Source organism: Pseudarthrobacter sp. CC4, from assembly GCF_048957775.1.
Lineage (GTDB): Bacteria > Actinomycetota > Actinomycetes > Actinomycetales > Micrococcaceae > Arthrobacter.
In genome coordinates this window covers 26,450-42,587 of sequence record NZ_JARCCZ010000034.1, presented here as the reverse complement: position 1 = coordinate 42,587, position 16,138 = coordinate 26,450, and the positions used below count along the sequence as shown (strand labels likewise).

The 16,138-nt window shown below is 61.4% G+C and carries 17 protein-coding genes; 10 read left to right on the top strand and 7 right to left on the bottom strand.

What is annotated here, in order from left to right; all coding sequences use genetic code 11:
* Positions 1 to 36 precede the first annotated feature (36 nt).
* Positions 37 to 624 (bottom strand): hypothetical protein, encoded by a 588-nt coding sequence (locus PV768_RS19445; protein WP_421093954.1) that lies wholly within the window; start codon positions 622 to 624, stop codon positions 37 to 39.
* A 136-nt stretch (positions 625 to 760) separates the two neighbouring features.
* Entirely contained in the window at positions 761 to 1,966 is a 1,206-nt protein-coding gene (locus PV768_RS19440) for a KAP family P-loop NTPase fold protein (protein WP_421093953.1), read from the bottom strand.
* 209 nt (positions 1,967 to 2,175) lie between these two features.
* Here PV768_RS19440 and PV768_RS19435 point away from each other — a divergent pair, with 209 nt between their 5' ends.
* From PV768_RS19435 to PV768_RS19425, 3 genes are all read left to right on the top strand, one after another.
* Complete coding sequence (locus PV768_RS19435; RefSeq protein WP_421093952.1) at positions 2,176 to 2,556, top strand: helix-turn-helix transcriptional regulator; 381 nt, start codon at positions 2,176 to 2,178, stop codon at positions 2,554 to 2,556.
* 65 nt (positions 2,557 to 2,621) lie between these two features.
* Positions 2,622 to 3,386 carry an ImmA/IrrE family metallo-endopeptidase gene (locus PV768_RS19430; protein WP_421093951.1) on the top strand — a complete coding sequence of 255 codons (765 nt, stop codon included), beginning with the start codon at positions 2,622 to 2,624 and terminating at the stop codon, positions 3,384 to 3,386.
* A gap of 4 nt (positions 3,387 to 3,390) precedes the next feature.
* Positions 3,391 to 4,038 carry a hypothetical protein gene (locus PV768_RS19425; RefSeq protein ID WP_421093950.1) on the top strand — a complete coding sequence of 216 codons (648 nt, stop codon included), beginning with the start codon at positions 3,391 to 3,393 and terminating at the stop codon, positions 4,036 to 4,038.
* 1,174 nt (positions 4,039 to 5,212) lie between these two features.
* Here PV768_RS19425 and PV768_RS19420 read toward each other — a convergent pair.
* The 3 genes from PV768_RS19420 to PV768_RS19410 all read right to left on the bottom strand — a co-directional run bounded on the left by PV768_RS19420 (position 5,213) and on the right by PV768_RS19410 (position 8,174).
* Entirely contained in the window at positions 5,213 to 6,634 is a 1,422-nt protein-coding gene (locus PV768_RS19420) for an MFS transporter (protein WP_157238239.1), read from the bottom strand.
* A gap of 347 nt (positions 6,635 to 6,981) precedes the next feature.
* Complete coding sequence (locus PV768_RS19415; RefSeq protein ID WP_421093949.1) at positions 6,982 to 7,530, bottom strand: AAA family ATPase; 549 nt, start codon at positions 7,528 to 7,530, stop codon at positions 6,982 to 6,984.
* The gene (locus PV768_RS19410) at positions 7,527 to 8,174 is read right to left on the bottom strand and encodes a bifunctional 4-hydroxy-2-oxoglutarate aldolase/2-dehydro-3-deoxy-phosphogluconate aldolase (RefSeq protein ID WP_421093948.1); all 648 of its coding nucleotides are present in this window, start codon (positions 8,172 to 8,174) and stop codon (positions 7,527 to 7,529) included. Before PV768_RS19410 ends, PV768_RS19415 begins: the two co-directional genes overlap by 4 nt.
* A 143-nt stretch (positions 8,175 to 8,317) precedes the next feature.
* Here PV768_RS19410 and PV768_RS19405 point away from each other — a divergent pair, with 143 nt between their 5' ends.
* From PV768_RS19405 to PV768_RS19375, 7 genes are all read left to right on the top strand, one after another.
* Positions 8,318 to 9,298 (top strand): Gfo/Idh/MocA family protein, encoded by a 981-nt coding sequence (locus PV768_RS19405; protein ID WP_321216062.1) that lies wholly within the window; start codon positions 8,318 to 8,320, stop codon positions 9,296 to 9,298.
* Positions 9,291 to 10,286, top strand: coding sequence for a LacI family DNA-binding transcriptional regulator (locus PV768_RS19400; protein ID WP_421093947.1), 996 nt, complete (start codon positions 9,291 to 9,293; stop codon positions 10,284 to 10,286). Before PV768_RS19405 ends, PV768_RS19400 begins: the two co-directional genes overlap by 8 nt.
* Positions 10,283 to 10,867, top strand: a complete 585-nt coding sequence (locus PV768_RS19395) for a VOC family protein (RefSeq protein WP_234005568.1) — start codon at positions 10,283 to 10,285, stop codon at positions 10,865 to 10,867. Before PV768_RS19400 ends, PV768_RS19395 begins: the two co-directional genes overlap by 4 nt.
* Positions 10,864 to 11,769 carry a sugar phosphate isomerase/epimerase family protein gene (locus PV768_RS19390; protein WP_421093946.1) on the top strand — a complete coding sequence of 302 codons (906 nt, stop codon included), beginning with the start codon at positions 10,864 to 10,866 and terminating at the stop codon, positions 11,767 to 11,769. Before PV768_RS19395 ends, PV768_RS19390 begins: the two co-directional genes overlap by 4 nt.
* On the top strand, positions 11,766 to 12,761 hold the full coding sequence (locus tag PV768_RS19385; protein WP_421093945.1) for a Gfo/Idh/MocA family protein: 996 nt from the start codon (positions 11,766 to 11,768) through the stop codon (positions 12,759 to 12,761). Before PV768_RS19390 ends, PV768_RS19385 begins: the two co-directional genes overlap by 4 nt.
* A gap of 216 nt (positions 12,762 to 12,977) precedes the next feature.
* Positions 12,978 to 13,727: an SDR family oxidoreductase gene (locus PV768_RS19380; RefSeq protein ID WP_321216067.1), complete on the top strand. Its 750-nt coding sequence runs from the start codon at positions 12,978 to 12,980 to the stop codon at positions 13,725 to 13,727.
* Between the two features lie 189 nt (positions 13,728 to 13,916).
* The gene (locus tag PV768_RS19375) at positions 13,917 to 14,315 is read left to right on the top strand and encodes a hypothetical protein (RefSeq protein ID WP_421093944.1); all 399 of its coding nucleotides are present in this window, start codon (positions 13,917 to 13,919) and stop codon (positions 14,313 to 14,315) included.
* 417 nt (positions 14,316 to 14,732) lie between these two features.
* On the opposite strand, the gene PV768_RS19370 is transcribed toward PV768_RS19375, so the two are convergent.
* Entirely contained in the window at positions 14,733 to 15,143 is a 411-nt protein-coding gene (locus PV768_RS19370; RefSeq protein WP_321216069.1) for a RidA family protein, read from the bottom strand.
* The gene (locus tag PV768_RS19365; protein ID WP_421093943.1) at positions 15,127 to 16,011 is read right to left on the bottom strand and encodes a helix-turn-helix transcriptional regulator; all 885 of its coding nucleotides are present in this window, start codon (positions 16,009 to 16,011) and stop codon (positions 15,127 to 15,129) included. The genes PV768_RS19370 and PV768_RS19365 overlap by 17 nt, the downstream gene beginning before the upstream one ends.
* Between the last annotated feature and the right edge of the window lie 127 nt (positions 16,012 to 16,138).

Genomic DNA, 16,138 nt, shown 5'->3' with positions numbered 1-16,138 from the left:
CACCCACCCAATCGTTTGGAACGGGTGGCTCAGTTTTCAACCGTCACAATGGCTCACTTTTCGACCATCACCGACAGTGCCGTTGTCTGTCACCGTGGCGTTCATCCAGTTTGCAGCCTCCTCCTTTTCCAAGCTGCGCCATTCCCAGATGAGGGCCCATATGTGGTTCGGGATGTCCAGCGGGTTTGTTGTCTTGTATCCGTCCAACGTTTCACGGACGAGCTGGATGAAGCGCGTCCGGGCGGGAGCAAATAACTTGGCCGTGTCTTGGGCGAAATTGCTTTCCCTGGAGACAGCATCGATCCAGTTTGCCGCCAGAAAGAGACCTTCTTCGGCTTTTCCAGCGGCTTCGATTGCTTCGACGGCAGATCCGGTATCCAGTTTGTTGAAAAGACGGGCTGTCGCCCAACGAACGTGATGGCGTGGTGTCACGAACGCGAGGATGTCGTCCAGCTCGTGATACTTGGACGTTAGCCAATCAATGAGTGCTGGAATATTTTCCGGGTGTCTGTCGGCGAGAGTTTCGAGTTTTTCGACGATCATTGACGTTTTGTCAGCGAAGTCGGCTTCGACGCGGCGCCTTTCCGGACCGGTATCACCCGATGCAATCTGGCTGAGTGCCAATTGAACGATAGCGTCCGGGATATCTTCCGAGGGTACTCCGAAAGCAAAGAAACGGTCAAAGTAGTTGGGATGGGAGATACGCCCTGCCCGCGCGCTGTGTGCTCGGGATCCGGGAGCTGTTTCTTTCCAGATTTCTTCAAACCGCGGGAAAAGCCGGCCGAGAACATCTGCGATTCCTTCGAGGTTCGCGTCGACTACTCGGGCCTCTCAGCCGCGAAAGCCACACCTCTTTTCTGGCTTTCGGGTCTTCTTTCCCAAGGACGGATCGGGCGCTCCACTCTTTTCCCAGTAAGTCGGCTCCTCGGGCGGCCACAAGTTCGTATACCAGAGGCTCTGCAGTTCGTATCCAGGTGATGAGGAGAAAGTCGACTATATCCACTTCGTTTTTCACTGGCTCGAAGAAGGCTTCGACCTGGCTGAAGTATCGCTTTATGGATCTGGGCGTACTCAGACGCGTTCGAATGTGGGCATGGTAGGCGCCGCTGAAACGGGAGATGTCTTCGGTTCCTAGGCTGAATCCGAAGCGTTGTGCAAACGAGTTCAGTGCATTGTCGACCCATGCAGAGACTTGGTGCTCCCGAAGGGGCGGTAGGTCGAGGCGAATTTGAACTATTTTTTCAAGGTAGTCCACGGCTCTTCGCGGATCGTCATTGCCAACGAGTCCGGTGCGGCTAAGGGCGTCCAGGAGTGTGTCCTCGTCATACGAGACCAGGTAGTAGATATGTGGCAATCGGCCGGTAAGACGTATGAGTTTGAAGACGAGCAGGAGTTCTTCCGGAGCAAGCCGGTCTAGGTCGTCGACGATCATTAGAACGGGTTGGCTGGCGCTGCGGAGTGCGTCCTCTGCTTCTTGGCGTGCACTTGCCAGGCTTTCGTCTCCTGCGATCAGGTCTGCGAAGCTTTGGATGGCCTTTTCCGCGTCGAAGCCAAGAAACGATCCCAAGGTTCCCAGTGGGGCGACGCGGCGACCAATTTTCGACAAGGCATCCCGTGCCGTCTTCCACTTCGGACCAGACGGCAGCGCAGCATGGAGCTCGGTGAAGAAACCGGTTTGCAGGGAGGGGAGGTCTTGGTAGTTCCATGGATTGAAGTCGACTACGGTCCAGCTGGAGTCGAGGTCTGTAATTCCGCTTCGGATCATGTTCAGGACGCTGGATTTCCCGGCACCCCATGGGCCAATGAGCCCCACCACAGATGATTCGCTTTGTGCCCGCAGTCTTTCCAGCATTGCTATGGAGGACTCCGCGAAGCCTCGCCTGTCGAGCAAATCCAGGGCCGGGTTGTCCGGGTTGATGGGGTCGTCACTCAGCCATTCATCTGTTTCTGGGCATGGTCCAGTCATGGACTAATAGTCACACGAACATCGATCCGGCCCGAGATTTACGCCCTCGAAGTCGTTCACGGCATTCCTAACGCCACCTGCGACGGCGGGTGAAGTCCGGGTGGCCTTCTGTGGTTGGCTCCAGCCCTCAGCCTAGCTTGGTTCCGGAAGCGACGTACGTTCGAGTAAGCATGCGGAGGGCGGGTGAGATGTCGCATCACCACTCAGCTATGATTGAATCAGGAAACAAAAAACTGATTCAACGAGGGGATTCTGTCATGTCTGTTGATGTTGGGCGTCGAATCGCCGAGCGGCGCACTGAAGCGGGCCTGAGCCAGCGGGATCTTGAGAACCTCACTGGAATCTCCCAAAGCACGTTGTACCGCATCGAAAGTGGGGGACGTCCGGCCCGGATGGACGACGTCATCTCCATCGCCTGGGCATTGGGTTGCCCTGTCGAGGCAATTTTGGACGAGAATCCTGTTCGCGATCGAGTACTTGTGGCCGGCCGCGCTAACACATCCACGGCCGACGCTGCCGCCGTCAAGAACAGGCTTACTCAGTTCTTGGAGATGGACGCTTATCTGGCGTTGCACGGCATCGGTGCATGATGCCGGAGGAGACAGCTATCCCTCCGGGAGTCGGGCCCAGTGAGCGGCCTGCATACCTCGCGGCAGTGAAGATCCGACGCGACCACGGACTCGGGACAGGACCGATCGCTGATCTTCACGAACTCATCGGACTCGTGGCGCCCGGCGTCGACGTCGCAATCCTTGAAATGCCCGAGGGTATGGACGGCATGGTGGTAACCGATCCGGTGCGAGGAAAGTCCATTATCGGCGTGGCTACGACCGGCATCCCGGAGCGCCAGAGATCATCGCTGGGGCACGAACTCGGCCACATCGTCTTCGCCGACTACGAGGCTGGTCTGCGGCACGACCCGTCCGAGCGAACGCCGGAAGAAATCCGTGCGGACACTTTCGCTCGCCATCTCCTGGCACCCATCCAAGGTCTGTCGGCTTTCCTTGAAGACCTGAGCGCCGAGCGGGGTGAGGTGAGCGTCCGACACCTTTCGTCGGTTGTGAGGCACTTCCAGGTTTCACCAGCGTTCGCTCTGATCCAGATGCAATCCGACGGGTGGATTACCCTGACACAAAAGTCGGACTGGTGGCGTGAGACTGCCCAAGGCCTGGCCTTGCGATACGGGTGGATCGGAGACTACCGGGCCATGGCCGCGGAGAGCCGAACACCGAGGCCTCCGCAACGGCTCATCGAAAATACCACTGAGGGCTACATCCGCAACCTCGTGTCCGTCCAAGGTCTCGCAGCGCTCAGCGGCGTGGACCCGGATCAGCAGCTCAGCGAACTTGAAGAGGCCGGCATCATTCCTGAGACCATCGAAGTAGCCTGGGCTGACCTAGACGCATTCGGCCCAGCCTGACCCCATGGCCGCCCAGATAACGATCCTGGATGCGGGACCGTGCATCACATTCTGCGCCGCTTCGAAGCAGAACCTTCTGATTGAAGTTCTCCAGCGGGGTTCCAACCAGCTTCGCGTTCCGGACGTAGTAGACGACGAGGTTGGAAAGCGCGGATCGAACCGCCGAGACTTCCCAGTGTCCACGGTCAACAACTGGCGGTTGCTGACCGACCACGACCACGTCGGGATACTCGACTCGTCGGTCTCGTCAGAAGACGCGGAAGCACTGTCTGTTGCCGTGAAAAAGCTCTCCGGGATGCCACTCGCGCAGCGGCTTACCGAAAATAGAGATCTTGGTGAAATCCTGGTTATCGCCCACGCTATGATGCGCAAAGTCCGGGGCGAGGAAGTCTACGTCGTCATCGACGAGTACAGAGGCCAGCAACTGGCGAGCAAATTCGGTATCAGGGTCATCGACACAGCGTGGATCCTCAGCAGCGCCGTCGCACGCGGCCTAATAGTGGACCGCGCCGAGATGAGGAAGACTTACGATACCCTCCGGCAATATGACGCCGGCCTCGTACACATTGACCAGACCGGTCTTCTGAAGAATGTGTTGTGGGCCAAGAAACCGCGACCGGAGTCGGCACCGACACCCTCCGCGGGGAATTAACAAGAGCTCGGGACGCAGAAGGGGCAGTCCTGATAGTTGTGGTCGGAACTTCAACCGGCGCATTCCAATTTCCGCGCCTAAAGGGGCGCGACCGCCGCTCGTGGCGTTGGGAATTGGGCAAAAAGAAAGGCGTTGACAATGTCAACACTTTTGGCTTCGGACTGGGCCGTCCATCGGCCGTACTAGCTCGGATTCGGTACGTTTTCTGGAGTTCCCAGTGTTTGCAAGGCCTGGAACACGGTTCGAGTCCCACCTCGGGCACGACATATCGCCTCGTCAGAGGCGATTTTGCTTTGACGTGTGTACAAAGCTTGATTCTCGTCGCTCTGACGGGTTGGTTCGCGGGCTGTGGCCTGGCCGCCGCGGTGGCCTGTGCAGGTGTGTGGGGTGGCGGGTTCAAGGCCCTTGCTGGTGGGCCTTCCGCCTGCTGTGGCTGCGGTTATGCGGTACCTCGTGTTGGTTGTCTCGGGTTGGCCGGGGGTGGCCTACACCTGTTCATGGACCGGGGGAGCGGGCACAACATGACTTCGCCGATTGCGGTGCGAAACTTACTTGGACGGCCCCGCTTTTTGGGCGCGGGAACTGGGGAACCGCTGTTTTGTCCTGCCAAAGGAGGTGTGGACAGTGTCAACACTTACTTCTGCCTTAAGGGCCGCTGGGGCCGACTTGTGGGCGTTGCAGCAGATTCCAGATTGCCGGCCGAGCATACCGCCTCGATTCCGCAGGGGAGTGGCCCATCCAGGTGCTGGAAATGACAGACAGCGACGCTGGATCTGGTTGTACAAAAAGTGCAGGGAGGGGCCTGGCCGCTCTGAGTTCTTGGGGCACTAGCTGGCGGCGCGGCAGCCCTGGCAGTGTGAATTTGTTTGCCTTCCTATGTGCCCATTGACCGGCTGCAGTACGTCCGGACGGGCATGAAACCGACGAATGACCTGGCCGTGTCCTTTTGAGTGGCGTGGCGGTTTGAGCGGAGTCAGAAGTGTCCGGTTTGGGTCTACGAGTTTCTTGAGCCATCGCCACAAAAATGGAGGAGGGGCCCTACTCTGACACCTGGCACACGCCAGCCTGACGTGTGCCTCATCTTGGAGCCGGCCCCGGCCGGGAAGGGGAAAGCCCTCGACCGGAGCCGGTCGAGGGCCTTCTTCATGTGCAGTGCTGGGGAGGAGATGGAGGTCTACGCCTTGGAACCGTTCGCCTGGGTCCCGCCGTGTGGAGTCTCGAAGAGCAGGTGCTCTCCTTCGAGCACTTCGGGGTCTGCCGGTGCGACGGTGGCACGTGGGCCCTTGCTGCCGGTCTCGGGGAGCGTGAAGTAGACGATGAGGGAGAGGGTGACAATGGCGATCATGTAGTACGCAACGAACATGGGCTGTCCGGCGCCGACGAATGCAGCGGCGATAAGTGGTGCGGTGCCACCGAAGACGGCGATGACGATCTGGTGCGCGAAGCCGATGCCTGCTACCCGGACTGAGGCCGGAAAGAGCTCGGCCTGGATTGTCGGGTAAACGGCCTGCCAAATACCGAGAACTACCCACCCGGATGCCGAAACTAGAACGTATACCCAGAAGCCTGGCTGGTTCAGCAGCAGAAGCAGTGGGTAGAAGAGCACGATCATGCCGATGGCACCGATGATGGGGAAGATCTTGCGTCGGCCGAGGCGGTCGGAAAGGTATCCGCAGACCGGCACGATGACCACGAGCAATACCAGCCCGATAACGCTCCCGGCCAGGGTGGAGGACAGGTCCCGGCCGGTGGTCAGCTTGGCATAGGTGGGGAGGAAGGTGGCCCAGGTGTAGTAGGCCACTGCCGGGGCAGAGAGTGCCGCTGCCTGGAGCAGAGCCTTCGGGTGTTCGCGGATCAGGTCCTTCAGGCGCGCCCAGGCGGACTTTTGATCGACGAGGGCAGCTGCCTCAAACTCAGGGGTCTCATCCGAGCGGGCCCGCAGGATGAGACCGGCGACGCCGAGAACGCCGCCGATGACGAACGGGATTCGCCAACCCCAGGCTGCGAGTTCGGCGGGAGCAAAGGATGATGTCACGATTGCGGCGGAACCGGTCGCTGCGAGGGTTGCGAGGCCGCTTGCCATGTTGGAGAACGAGCCGAACAGGCCCCTCCGGTTCGCGGGAGCGTGTTCGACCATGAACGCGATGGCGCTTTGCTGCTCGGTGCCGGCCGAGATTCCCTGGAGGATGCGTGCAACCAGGAAGAGAACAGGTGCTGCGTAGCCGATCGTCGCGAATGAGGGGGTGAGGCCGATGATGAGAGAGCCGAGCGCCATTCCGGAGATGGACAGCGTCAGGATGAGCCGGCGGCCGTAACGGTCGGCCAGCGGCGAGATGATGATTCCGCTGAGCGGGCGTATAACAAAACCGACGGCGTAGGTGAGCAGCGCTGCGACAAGGGACGCGAAGGGGTTCTCGCTTGGGAATATCTGTCCCGCGAACACCGCTGCCAGCAGCCCGTAGATGTACCAGTCGTACCACTCCACAAAGTGGCCGATCGTGCCTGCCACCATGTTGACGGAGCGCCGGGGCGGCTCCGGCACTTCCAAAAATTCAGAAGGGCCCGAGCTGTCGAGCGCATCTTTTGAGGTCTTCATTGAACTCTCCATACTTTCACGTTTGCTGAGGAGGGGTTAGGGATTGCACCGGAGGCAATCGGTCCTCCGGCTTTTCACCGGAGCCAATAAGATCGATTGCTGAGATCGGTTGCAGAGATCGGTTGCAACAACACTAAGGGTGGCAAAAGAGACTTGTCAACGTCTTTTTGTGAGTCGCGTCGCAGATTCTGGCATTGCCGCCTCCGGAGGACAGCAGCCACTTTGTGCACTGGAGGCAGTCGTGCTGCCTCGGTCGATTTAGGGGTGGTGTGGCCAATTCATGCTGCAGGCTGAAAGAGCGGCCCGCGTAGAACTGGCCGAAATGAGCGGCTCTGGCGGCTGAGCCGTCACCCCTCTGCCGGAAGGGGTGTCTCGTTGTTGAAGTCCAGGTACTGCACGCCTGACCACGCGCATTCCAAACTCCCATAGACGGACCAGTACTCATCCCAATGGGAAAGCTTCCACTGGTCCCGTTCCAGGCCGCGGCGGGTCAGCCGGTCCCGCAGAAGGTCCTGGGGGACCCTTACCCGCACCACCGTGGTCTCAGAAGGTGGCCAATGGAACTTTTCTGCCGCGCGCGTCAGAAAATCCGGATCGTCAAAGTAGGCTCCGAAAGGGGCATCGAGCACGACGGACCGGCCCAGACGCAGGTTGGCTCCGGCCACGTCCATGAGTGTCTCGTACTCGAGGGGCAGCAGGTTGTCGCGATAGTAGTCGTTGGATTCCCGGTCGGTGGGGTCGTGTCCAGTTGCCTTCAGCGCGAACTCGACGAAGCGTCCGCATATCCGGTCTTTGTCCAGGTATGCCGCGTTGTTTTCTTGTGCTGTTCTCTGCGCGATCGTGGTTTTCCCGGAGCCCGCCGGGCCGATGACAATAAAGACGCTGGGGACTGTCATCGGCGGGCCTCTGCCACTGCGGAAAGGAACTCTTCGGCGGCTTTGGTGACGCGGCCAAAGTCGCCATCGGGCTGCCAAGCTTTGGTCACATAGCTGCCGACGCCGACACCTGCAACGCCCGCGGCAAACCATTCGCTGACGTTCTCCAGCGTTACGCCGCCTGCCGGCATGATCGGCAGGTGTGCCAGCGGAGCGAGCACGGACTTGGCGTAGGGGATGCCGCCGGCCTCGGTGGGGAAGAGCTTGAGGATGTCAGCGCCCGCCTCTGCGGAGTTGACAAGCTCAGTCGGTGTGTAAGCCCCGCTGATTGTTGGTACCTGGTACCGGTTCGCTGTCCGGATCATGGCCGGGTTCAGCTGGGGACTAACCAGGAATTCAGCGCCGGCGCGGATGCACTCGTAGGCCGAGTGTTCGTCCAGCACCGTTCCGGCGCCGATCGCGACTCCATTGGCCCCATGTTTGGCGGAGAGCCGGCGGATTACCTCGACGGCTCCGGGGATTGAAAGTGTGATTTCAAGGGCGCGGAAACCTCCGGCGATGGCAGCTTCGGCAACGCGTTCGGCAACGTCTGCGTTCTCAAGGCGGACGATGAGGACGGCGCCGGATTCATCGATGGTCTGCAGGGTGCGAAGTTTCTTGTACATGGTGGCCTTTCTTGGGCCCAAGCGGGTTTGGTTTTGCTTATCACCTGGGCCGCTGTTGTGGTGTCGTTGACAAACTCTCCCACCATCCATAGTGTTATTGCAACCGATCTCAGCAACCGATCTCATACAAGGGGGTATCGCGGTTGACTCACGAACGAACAATCATTCTTGGTGCTTCCCACTGGCACGTTCCGCTGTACGCACAGGCGATTGCCGAAATGCATCAGGTCGTCGGCGTCAGTGACGACGACGTGTCCCTCGTCCAGGGCCTGGCCGATGGCTGGGGAGCACCGGTGGAAGCTGACTGGCGGAAGCTGGTTGACCTTCCCGACATTGGGCTCGCCTACGTTTTTGGCCCCCATTCCGACATGGCGGAGAAGTGTCACGCCCTGATCGAACGCGGTATTCCCTTCGTGGTGGAGAAGCCGCTGGGAACTTCCCTTGCCGAACTCTCTGCTGTGCGCAAGGCCGCCGATGCAGCCGGCGTCCCTGCCACCGTCCCGCTGGTCCAGCGGGACGGTCCAACCGACCGATGGCTTGCTAAGGCAGGGCGGCCGACGTACCAGCGAACGTCATTCATTGCCGGACCGCCGTCCCGCTACCTCGACAACGCCAATCCCTGGATGCTCGATCCTGTCAGCGCAGGCGGGGGATGCCTGGCGAACCTGGGCCCCCACTTTGTCGACCTGTTCCTGCAGAGCTGCGCAGAACCGGCGGCACATGTCGACTCGCGGCTTTCGTCGGTTCTGCACGGCGGAGCCGTTGAGGACCACGCCAGCCTCATCATCTCCACGCCGGAGGGGCGGGAAGCCATCGTGGAGGTCGGTTACGCATTTCCCGGCTCCCCGCTTAAGCGCTACTGCAGCTACACCTCGGTCGGTGAAGCAGGATTCGCCTCCGTTGACTCCGATGGCTCTGCTACCTTCACCGCCGTGGACGGGACCACGGAGTCCGCCAAAATCGACGTGGACAGCGACCCGTTGTACGGTCCGTTCGTACGGCGTGTGGCCCAGACACTGGAAGATGGATTCCGGGGCCTGCCGACGCTGGCCCAGCTCGAAAACGTCATGCGCCCCATTTGGCAGGCATATGACGACCAGCACGGAGGAAAAGAACATGCCTGACCTGAGTATTGACGTTGTCGCGAAAGCCGCCGGTGTCCACCGGTCCACCGTCTCCCGGGCATTCTCCCGCCCGGAAGCTGTGAAAAGCGAAACACGCGAGCACATCCTCCGGGTCGCCGAGCGGCTGGGCTACACGATGAGTCCACTCGCCCAGGCGCTTCGACGAAAAACCAGCACCTTCATCCCGCTGATCGTCCCTGACATCACCAACCCGTTCTTTGCAGAACTTGCCAAGACGATGACGCAGGCGGCGGACGAGCGCGGCTACCAGCTGCTGCTCTGCGTAACCAATGGTGACCCTGCCAAAACTGAGGGTTACTTCACCGCCATGCAGGCCATGTATGCCCCGTTCGGGATTGTCGCGCCCTCCACAAAGGTCGATACCGAGGCCTTGAAACGCTTCGACTTCGGACACAAGGTGGTCGTGATCGACCGGGTGGAAGGCGACGATGCGGTCCCAACGGTCACCGTCGACAGCCGCCGCGGAATCATGCTCGCCCTGGACCATCTGCATTCACTGGGGCACACCTCGATCGGCTACGTCTCCGGTATCGCCGGTACACACACCGCCCAGGACCGGATAGAGGCGTACCTGGAGCTGTCAGCGGAGAGCGGCAGCACGCCCGTCGTTTTGGACAGTGGATCGGACTTGGATGCTGGCACGCGTGGGGCAGAGCATTTCCTCGAAATGGACAACCCGCCGACGGCGATCATCGCGGCCAATGACATGGTGGCCTTTGCGGTCATCTCGGCCCTCGGCAAGAGCGGCGTGCGTGTTCCGGAGGACGTGTCGGTCATCGGTTTCGATGGTCTGGCCCTTGGAGCCCGGTTCAACCCTCCTCTGACAACGGTGCGGCAGCCGATCGCCGACATGGGCCACATCGCCATCGAACTGGCTGAGAAGCAGAATATCGACGGCTCCGTGGACCACATCGTCCTCGAGCCTGAGCTTCTGGTCCGTGGCTCCACCTCGGGACCGCGCGCATGACCGCGCAAATGGATGGCGCCCCAGCAGAAACACTGCGGCGGCTGCCGGGGCTCCAGCACACGGACCACGTCGGCCTGACCGTCCCCAACCTTGAGGAAGGTATCCGGTTCTTCGTCGACGTGCTCGGGGCCGAGGAACTGTACCGCTCAGAGCGGGGTCCCGACGAAGAATTCATGCCCACAAACTTTGACGTCCCGGCAGACGCGAAACTCACGCTGGCCATGCTGCGACTGCCCCCGAACCTCAATATTGAACTCTTCGAATGGAGCAGTGCTGAGCGGCGCGAAACCCCGCCGCGGCATTGTGATGCCGGCGGACACCACCTGTGCTTCGTCGTGGACGACGTCGATGAAGCGCTCGCCGTGCTCCGGGAAATACCTGGGGTACGGGTGCTCGGTGAGCGCAAAGAAGTCGCAGGCGATAGCCCGCGCGTAGCCGGCAACCGCTGGACTTACTTCCTTACCCCCTGGGGCCTGCTGATGGAGATCGTCGACCGGTCCCGCGTCGCAGCCCCACCGAGGCTGGTCGGTCCCGCGGACTGGGCAGCGGCTCCAAACACTTCCAGAAAGGACACTCAATGATGCGGCTTGCAGGTCACACACTCGGAACCCCGGACCACACGGTTCCCCAGGCACTGGCGCTCTTCAAAGCCGCCGGCCTCGACGCCGCGGAGGTTATCTACCAAGACGACTACCTGTCAGGGCTGCCTCTGGGAGATCGGCGCGCCGCGATGGAGGCATTGAAGGCTTCCGACAGTGAAGGCGTGCCGATCGTAGGCCTGACGCCATACACGACAGCCATCAACTCCCTTGAGGACGTGGAGTGGCGCGGCGCGGTCGATGAATTTCGGGGTGCCATTGAAACCGCGCATATGGTCGGGGCCGATCGGGTCCGTGTCTACGCCGGGTCCTGGCATGCCGGGGACTCCGACCATGCCCGGCGGTGGGCAAAGCTCGTGCATGCGTTGCAGACCCTTGCGCCTGAAGCTGAACAGGCAGGCGTACGGCTGTGCGTTGAGAACCACTTCGGCACAATGACCCAGTCCGCGGCCGAAACTGCAGCCCTGGTCCGCGAGGTCGCGCACCCGGCCATCCGTGTTCTGTACGATCAGGCGAACCTGACATTCACCCACGACGAAAAATTCGAACAGGCCCTCGCTGTCCAAGGCGACCTGATCGGCCACGTGCACGTGAAGGACCTTGTCTTCACCGACCCCAACGCAGCGTTCCGCGCAACCGAAACAGCCCGGGTCAACGCATCCGAGCGCACGGTACGGTCCCGAGTCGTTGGAAGCGGCGTCGTTCCCTGGCCCCAAATCCTCGCCGGGTTGCTTCAGTACGGCTACGACGACGTGCTCAGCATCGAACTTGAATACCGCTGGCACCGGCAAGACCTTCCCAAGCCCGAGGACGGATTCAGGGAATCAGCCGACGTCCTGCGCGCCATGCTCTCTGATCCCGCCCATGTAAGGAACGCCCGATGAACACCAACCGCCTCCGCGTCGGCGTCATCGGCGCCGGAAACATCGCGACCATTGCCCAATTGCCCACACTCGTCCAGCGCGATGACGTTGAGCTGGCCGCACTGGTGTCACGCCGTGAGGATCCGGGCAACCTGGTCCGACGCTGGGGCTTCGGCTCCGCCTACAAGTCGGTCGATGACATGCTGGGTGCGCAGGACCTGGACGCAGTCTTCGTCCTGACGCCCCGCTCCGAGCATGCCCACGCAGTCCAACTGTGCCTGAGCCGCGACGTCGATGTGTTCTGCGAAAAGCCTCTGGCCCCGGCAACCGAGGAGGCAGAACGTCTGGCAGACCTCGCCGACGAGCGCGGCCGCATCCTGATGGTCGACTTCAACCGCCGCTATGCCCCCGTTTACACCGCCGGCCGGGAGCTGTTTGGCACGAAGGGCGCTACCTTCTGCGTGGCCCAGAAGAACCGCCCCGGATCGGAATACCGCGCAACCTTCGAGAACGCCATCCACATGGTCGATCTGCTCCGCTGGTACTGCGGTGGCGAACCTGTTGACGTGGCGGCGCACGCAGCGGGCGACGACCCGTGGGAGGAAGACGGCGTCGCGGCCATGATCCGCTTCAGCACCGGCAACACCGGAGTGCTCATGGCAGCCCGGACAGCCGGTGCCTGGAGCGAAAAACTCGATGCCTACGGCGACGGCAAGACCGTAGAAGTCAGGGCCCCGGAAACCGTCTCGACCACTGTCCAGGGAGTCACCACATCACGCGAGCTCAGCGCCGAGGCGTACGGCTGGGCAACGGCCACCGACACGCTCGGATTCTCCGCCGCCGTCCATCACTTCCTGGACCGGGTCGCCGACAGGGCCCAGCCACTGACCTCCGGCCGGGAAGCTGTCCATACCCAGAGGCTGCTTGACCAAGTCCTCGCCGCCTCGGGACTGCCCACAGAAGAACAAGCAGGCCGGGAATGGGCCAGCCACGCCACCAGCGGCAACAGCTAGGCAGCACGGGCGCCTGCGCCATTCTGGACCGGGGACGGCAGAGAACCTGGGCTTCAACAGTGCGGCAGCAGGTCAGGGCGCGGAGCGGCGCTCACTGAAGCAGCCGCGCCCGGAGCGGGGACACCCTTTGAAACACCTCAACTAAGGAGCTGGAAAGATGAAACGAGCAGCCCGCCAGCCAGTCGCTGGGCAGCAACGGACAAGCGGAGTTATCAGATGAGCCTTAAAGACCAAGTCGTTCTGGTAACCGGATCAAGCGGCGGAATCGGCGACGCAGTCGTCGACGCCCTCACAGCCGAAGGGGCCATCGTCATAGGTGCCGACCGCGGCGCGAAGGAGGGCCAAGAGCTAGCCGGCTTCTTCACGCTCGACATCACCTCCGAAGAACAATGCGCCACCGTCGTCCGTGATGTCACAACCAGGTACGGGCGCATCGACGCGCTTGTCCATGCAGCTGGAGTCCTGGGTGCCACGCCGGACATCATGAAAACAACGACCGAAGAATTCGACTCCATCATGCGGATCAACGGTTCGGGCACCTTCTCCATGGTCCGGGAAACCGCGCAATCAATGATTGGGACCGGAACTGCCGGTGCGATCGTGATCCTCTCCTCCGTTGCAGCTAAAGAGGCACGACTCAACTATTTGCCGTACAACGCAAGCAAACTCGCAGTGCTCCACATCATGTGGTCCTTCGCCGAGCTGCTCGGCCCCAACGGCATCTCGGTCAACGCCATCGCGCCGGGCCCGGTAAACACTCCCATGTGGGCACAATTCGCGAAGGACTCGGGCCCGGATGCAGCCGCCAACCGGGCCAAGCGCGCCGCCCAGCTTCCCATGCGCCGGTTCGCCGAACCAGACGAAGTCGCCCGCGCCATCCTTTTCCTTGCCGATCCGGACAACCGTTACATCACCGGCGTATCCCTTGATGTTGCAGGCGGAGCACATCTGGGAATGGGAACCTGATCCAGGAATCCACCGAAGGACGATGCAGGGCTCCAGGCTGGCTTTGCCTGGCGCAGGAACTGGTAGCGTCTCCCTGCTAATCCCGGAGACCTGAGTGAAGCAACCTTTGATACTCCGTAGCGTGCTTTCTGGACGAACCTCGGTGCCGGTTCCCGCCCGTTGTTAGCGCCGCGCTGTTTTGCAGATGCGATGTCGCCCAAGGACCCCCGCGCTCTTCTCGACCTGATCTACGAACGGACCAAAGGCGCCGGCAAGACCCCCGACAGTGAAGCCTTCGTGACCATTGCGGACGGCCTGCGGACCGGTGCCGTTCCAGCCGAACTTCGCGCCGCCCTCTACAAGGTCGCCGCCCTCATTCCAGGTGTCAAACTCAGTGACCGGCAAGCAACCATTGACGGCAGGACGGGCACCGCTATCGGCGTTCCATCACCTGATGGTGCGGCAAGGACCGACATCATCATCGACCCGGATTCGGGTCTGGTCATCGGCGAACAAAATGTTCTCCTGAAGGACTACCCAGGCTCTCCTGCTGGCACCGTCACCGGCTGGACCTCGGTACGCACATCCGTGGTGGACTCCGCGCCCTAGCGAACTGGGCGCATGAACACCCCGGAACGGTCGGTCATCATTGGGGGTGACCGGCCGTTCCGGCATTTCCTCGGCTCTTCATTGCGTCTAATGCATCAGAGTACGCACTAAAAGGCCACGCTCAGATCGCGTTCCGGTGAAGGATCCTTTACCCGGCTCCCCACGTGGGGAAGCCGGGTGCTAGGACTCATTGAGGAGTGGTCGTCCCGTCTTAGTAGTAAAGCAACGGTTTCTGAGACAGCCTAAGCGGCCTTGGCCGGAAGGACGGTTCCTTTGATATGTGGAGTTTCCCGATAAATGGCGGCGTTTTGTGATCCCTCTTTGTCGCACCATTGCGCGCCGGCTCTCTTGAATCTCTAGGGATTCGAGGCGCAGAGGTTTCGAGACAGATCCTTAGTGTGCTGCAAACCTCAGGCGTTATCCCATGTTGGGAAGATGAACTGTTGCCTCGATCTGCACCTTCGCACCCAGCGGCAAACCAGCCGCTTGGACGGTGGTCCTGGCCGGAAACGGTGGGGTCAGTCGTTGGGCATAGACGGTATTGATGGCGTCGAAATCCTGGTAGTCAGTGAGGTAGATCGTCATGCGGATAATGTGGCTCATCCCCAGTCCCAGTTCATTGAGCAGCGACTCCAGATTGGCCAGCATTGCTGCGCATTGTTCGGTGACGTCACTGGAGACCAAGGCACCGCTTGAAGGGTCTTGGCCGATGATGCCCGCCGTGTAGCCGGTGTCTCCATGCCGTACGAAGTGCGAGAACGGCGCAGTGGACTGATATAGCTGGCTGCTGAAGTGGTGACTGATCGCTGTATCAGACTGCCTGATCAAAATGCGCTCCTTCCCGCGCAAGGGTCAGGGACGGCCGCTGGAGGCGGGCCAGGGCTGTGGCAGTTTCGCTTCCCGGTTCTGCGGTGTAGGTGAGGACGCGGTGGCCGGAATCGTCCGGCATGGTCAGGACCTCGAACCCCAGCTCCAGTGATCCGATCTGGGGGTGGTTGAGTGTCTTGTGTCCCGACATGCAGTTCTCCACGGGGTGTTCGGCCCACATGTTCGCGAAATCCGGGCTTTTGAGGGTCAGTTCTCCAACGAGGGCAGCCAGCCCGGTGTCATCGGCGAACCGTCCGGAGAGCAGCCGCAGGGATGCCACCGCACGCCCGGCTTCGGTGCGCCAGTGCGGGTACAGGCTGCGTGTGGCCTCGTCGAGGAAGAGCATCCGGGTCATGTTCGGGCGTTCAGATGGCGTGTCCGGGGCGTCGAAGCCCAGGTGGGAGGCGACCAGCCGGTGTCCGGCCCGGTTCCAGGCCAGGACTTCAGTGCGTTTGCCCAGCACCACCGACGGGACATTGCCCATGGACTCAACCAGGCGCTTAGTTCCGGGCCGGACGCGATCCGGTCTGCTCCGCGTGGTCTTGGCTGTGCGGCGCTTGGCCCCGGACAGATCCACAAGGTGTTTCCGTTCGACCTCCGTCATAGCCAGGGCGCGGGCCAGCGAGTCGATGACAGCGTCGGAGGCGTTGACGTGCTGGCCCTGTTCCAGCCGGGCGTAGTACGTCACGCTCATGCCCGCCAGCATGGCCACTTCTTCCCGGCGCAGCCCCGGCACCCGGCGCGTGCCGTAATCCATCAGGCCCACATCCGCCGGCGTCAGAGCCGCCCGGCGCTTGCGCAGGAAGTCGCCCATCGCTGATTCGTTCATATCCCCGAGTATTCACGATCAATCGAGAACCTGGGTAGCACTGCCCGTGCTACCCACAACACGGCGTAGCTGTTACTGCCGGCCGTCGGCAAGGTGGAGAGGAAAACCCGCTCACGCCCCCCACGGA

Excerpts from the sequence above, each read along its gene's own strand:
- PV768_RS19425 (WP_421093950.1), top strand. The coding sequence starts at position 3,391 with ATGGCCGCCCAGATAACGATCCTGGATGCGGGACCGTGCATCACATTC.
- PV768_RS19385 (WP_421093945.1), top strand. The coding sequence starts at position 11,766 with ATGAACACCAACCGCCTCCGCGTCGGCGTCATCGGCGCCGGAAACATC.
- PV768_RS19365 (WP_421093943.1), bottom strand. The coding sequence starts at position 16,011 with ATGAACGAATCAGCGATGGGCGACTTCCTGCGCAAGCGCCGGGCGGCT.
- PV768_RS19375 (WP_421093944.1), top strand. The coding sequence starts at position 13,917 with ATGTCGCCCAAGGACCCCCGCGCTCTTCTCGACCTGATCTACGAACGG.
- PV768_RS19380 (WP_321216067.1), top strand. The coding sequence starts at position 12,978 with ATGAGCCTTAAAGACCAAGTCGTTCTGGTAACCGGATCAAGCGGCGGA.
- PV768_RS19400 (WP_421093947.1), top strand. The coding sequence starts at position 9,291 with ATGCCTGACCTGAGTATTGACGTTGTCGCGAAAGCCGCCGGTGTCCAC.
- PV768_RS19435 (WP_421093952.1), top strand. The coding sequence starts at position 2,176 with ATGATTGAATCAGGAAACAAAAAACTGATTCAACGAGGGGATTCTGTC.
- PV768_RS19410 (WP_421093948.1), bottom strand. The coding sequence starts at position 8,174 with ATGTACAAGAAACTTCGCACCCTGCAGACCATCGATGAATCCGGCGCC.
- PV768_RS19415 (WP_421093949.1), bottom strand. The coding sequence starts at position 7,530 with ATGACAGTCCCCAGCGTCTTTATTGTCATCGGCCCGGCGGGCTCCGGG.
- PV768_RS19395 (WP_234005568.1), top strand. The coding sequence starts at position 10,283 with ATGACCGCGCAAATGGATGGCGCCCCAGCAGAAACACTGCGGCGGCTG.
- PV768_RS19440 (WP_421093953.1), bottom strand. The coding sequence starts at position 1,966 with ATGACTGGACCATGCCCAGAAACAGATGAATGGCTGAGTGACGACCCC.
- PV768_RS19390 (WP_421093946.1), top strand. The coding sequence starts at position 10,864 with ATGATGCGGCTTGCAGGTCACACACTCGGAACCCCGGACCACACGGTT.
- PV768_RS19420 (WP_157238239.1), bottom strand. The coding sequence starts at position 6,634 with ATGAAGACCTCAAAAGATGCGCTCGACAGCTCGGGCCCTTCTGAATTT.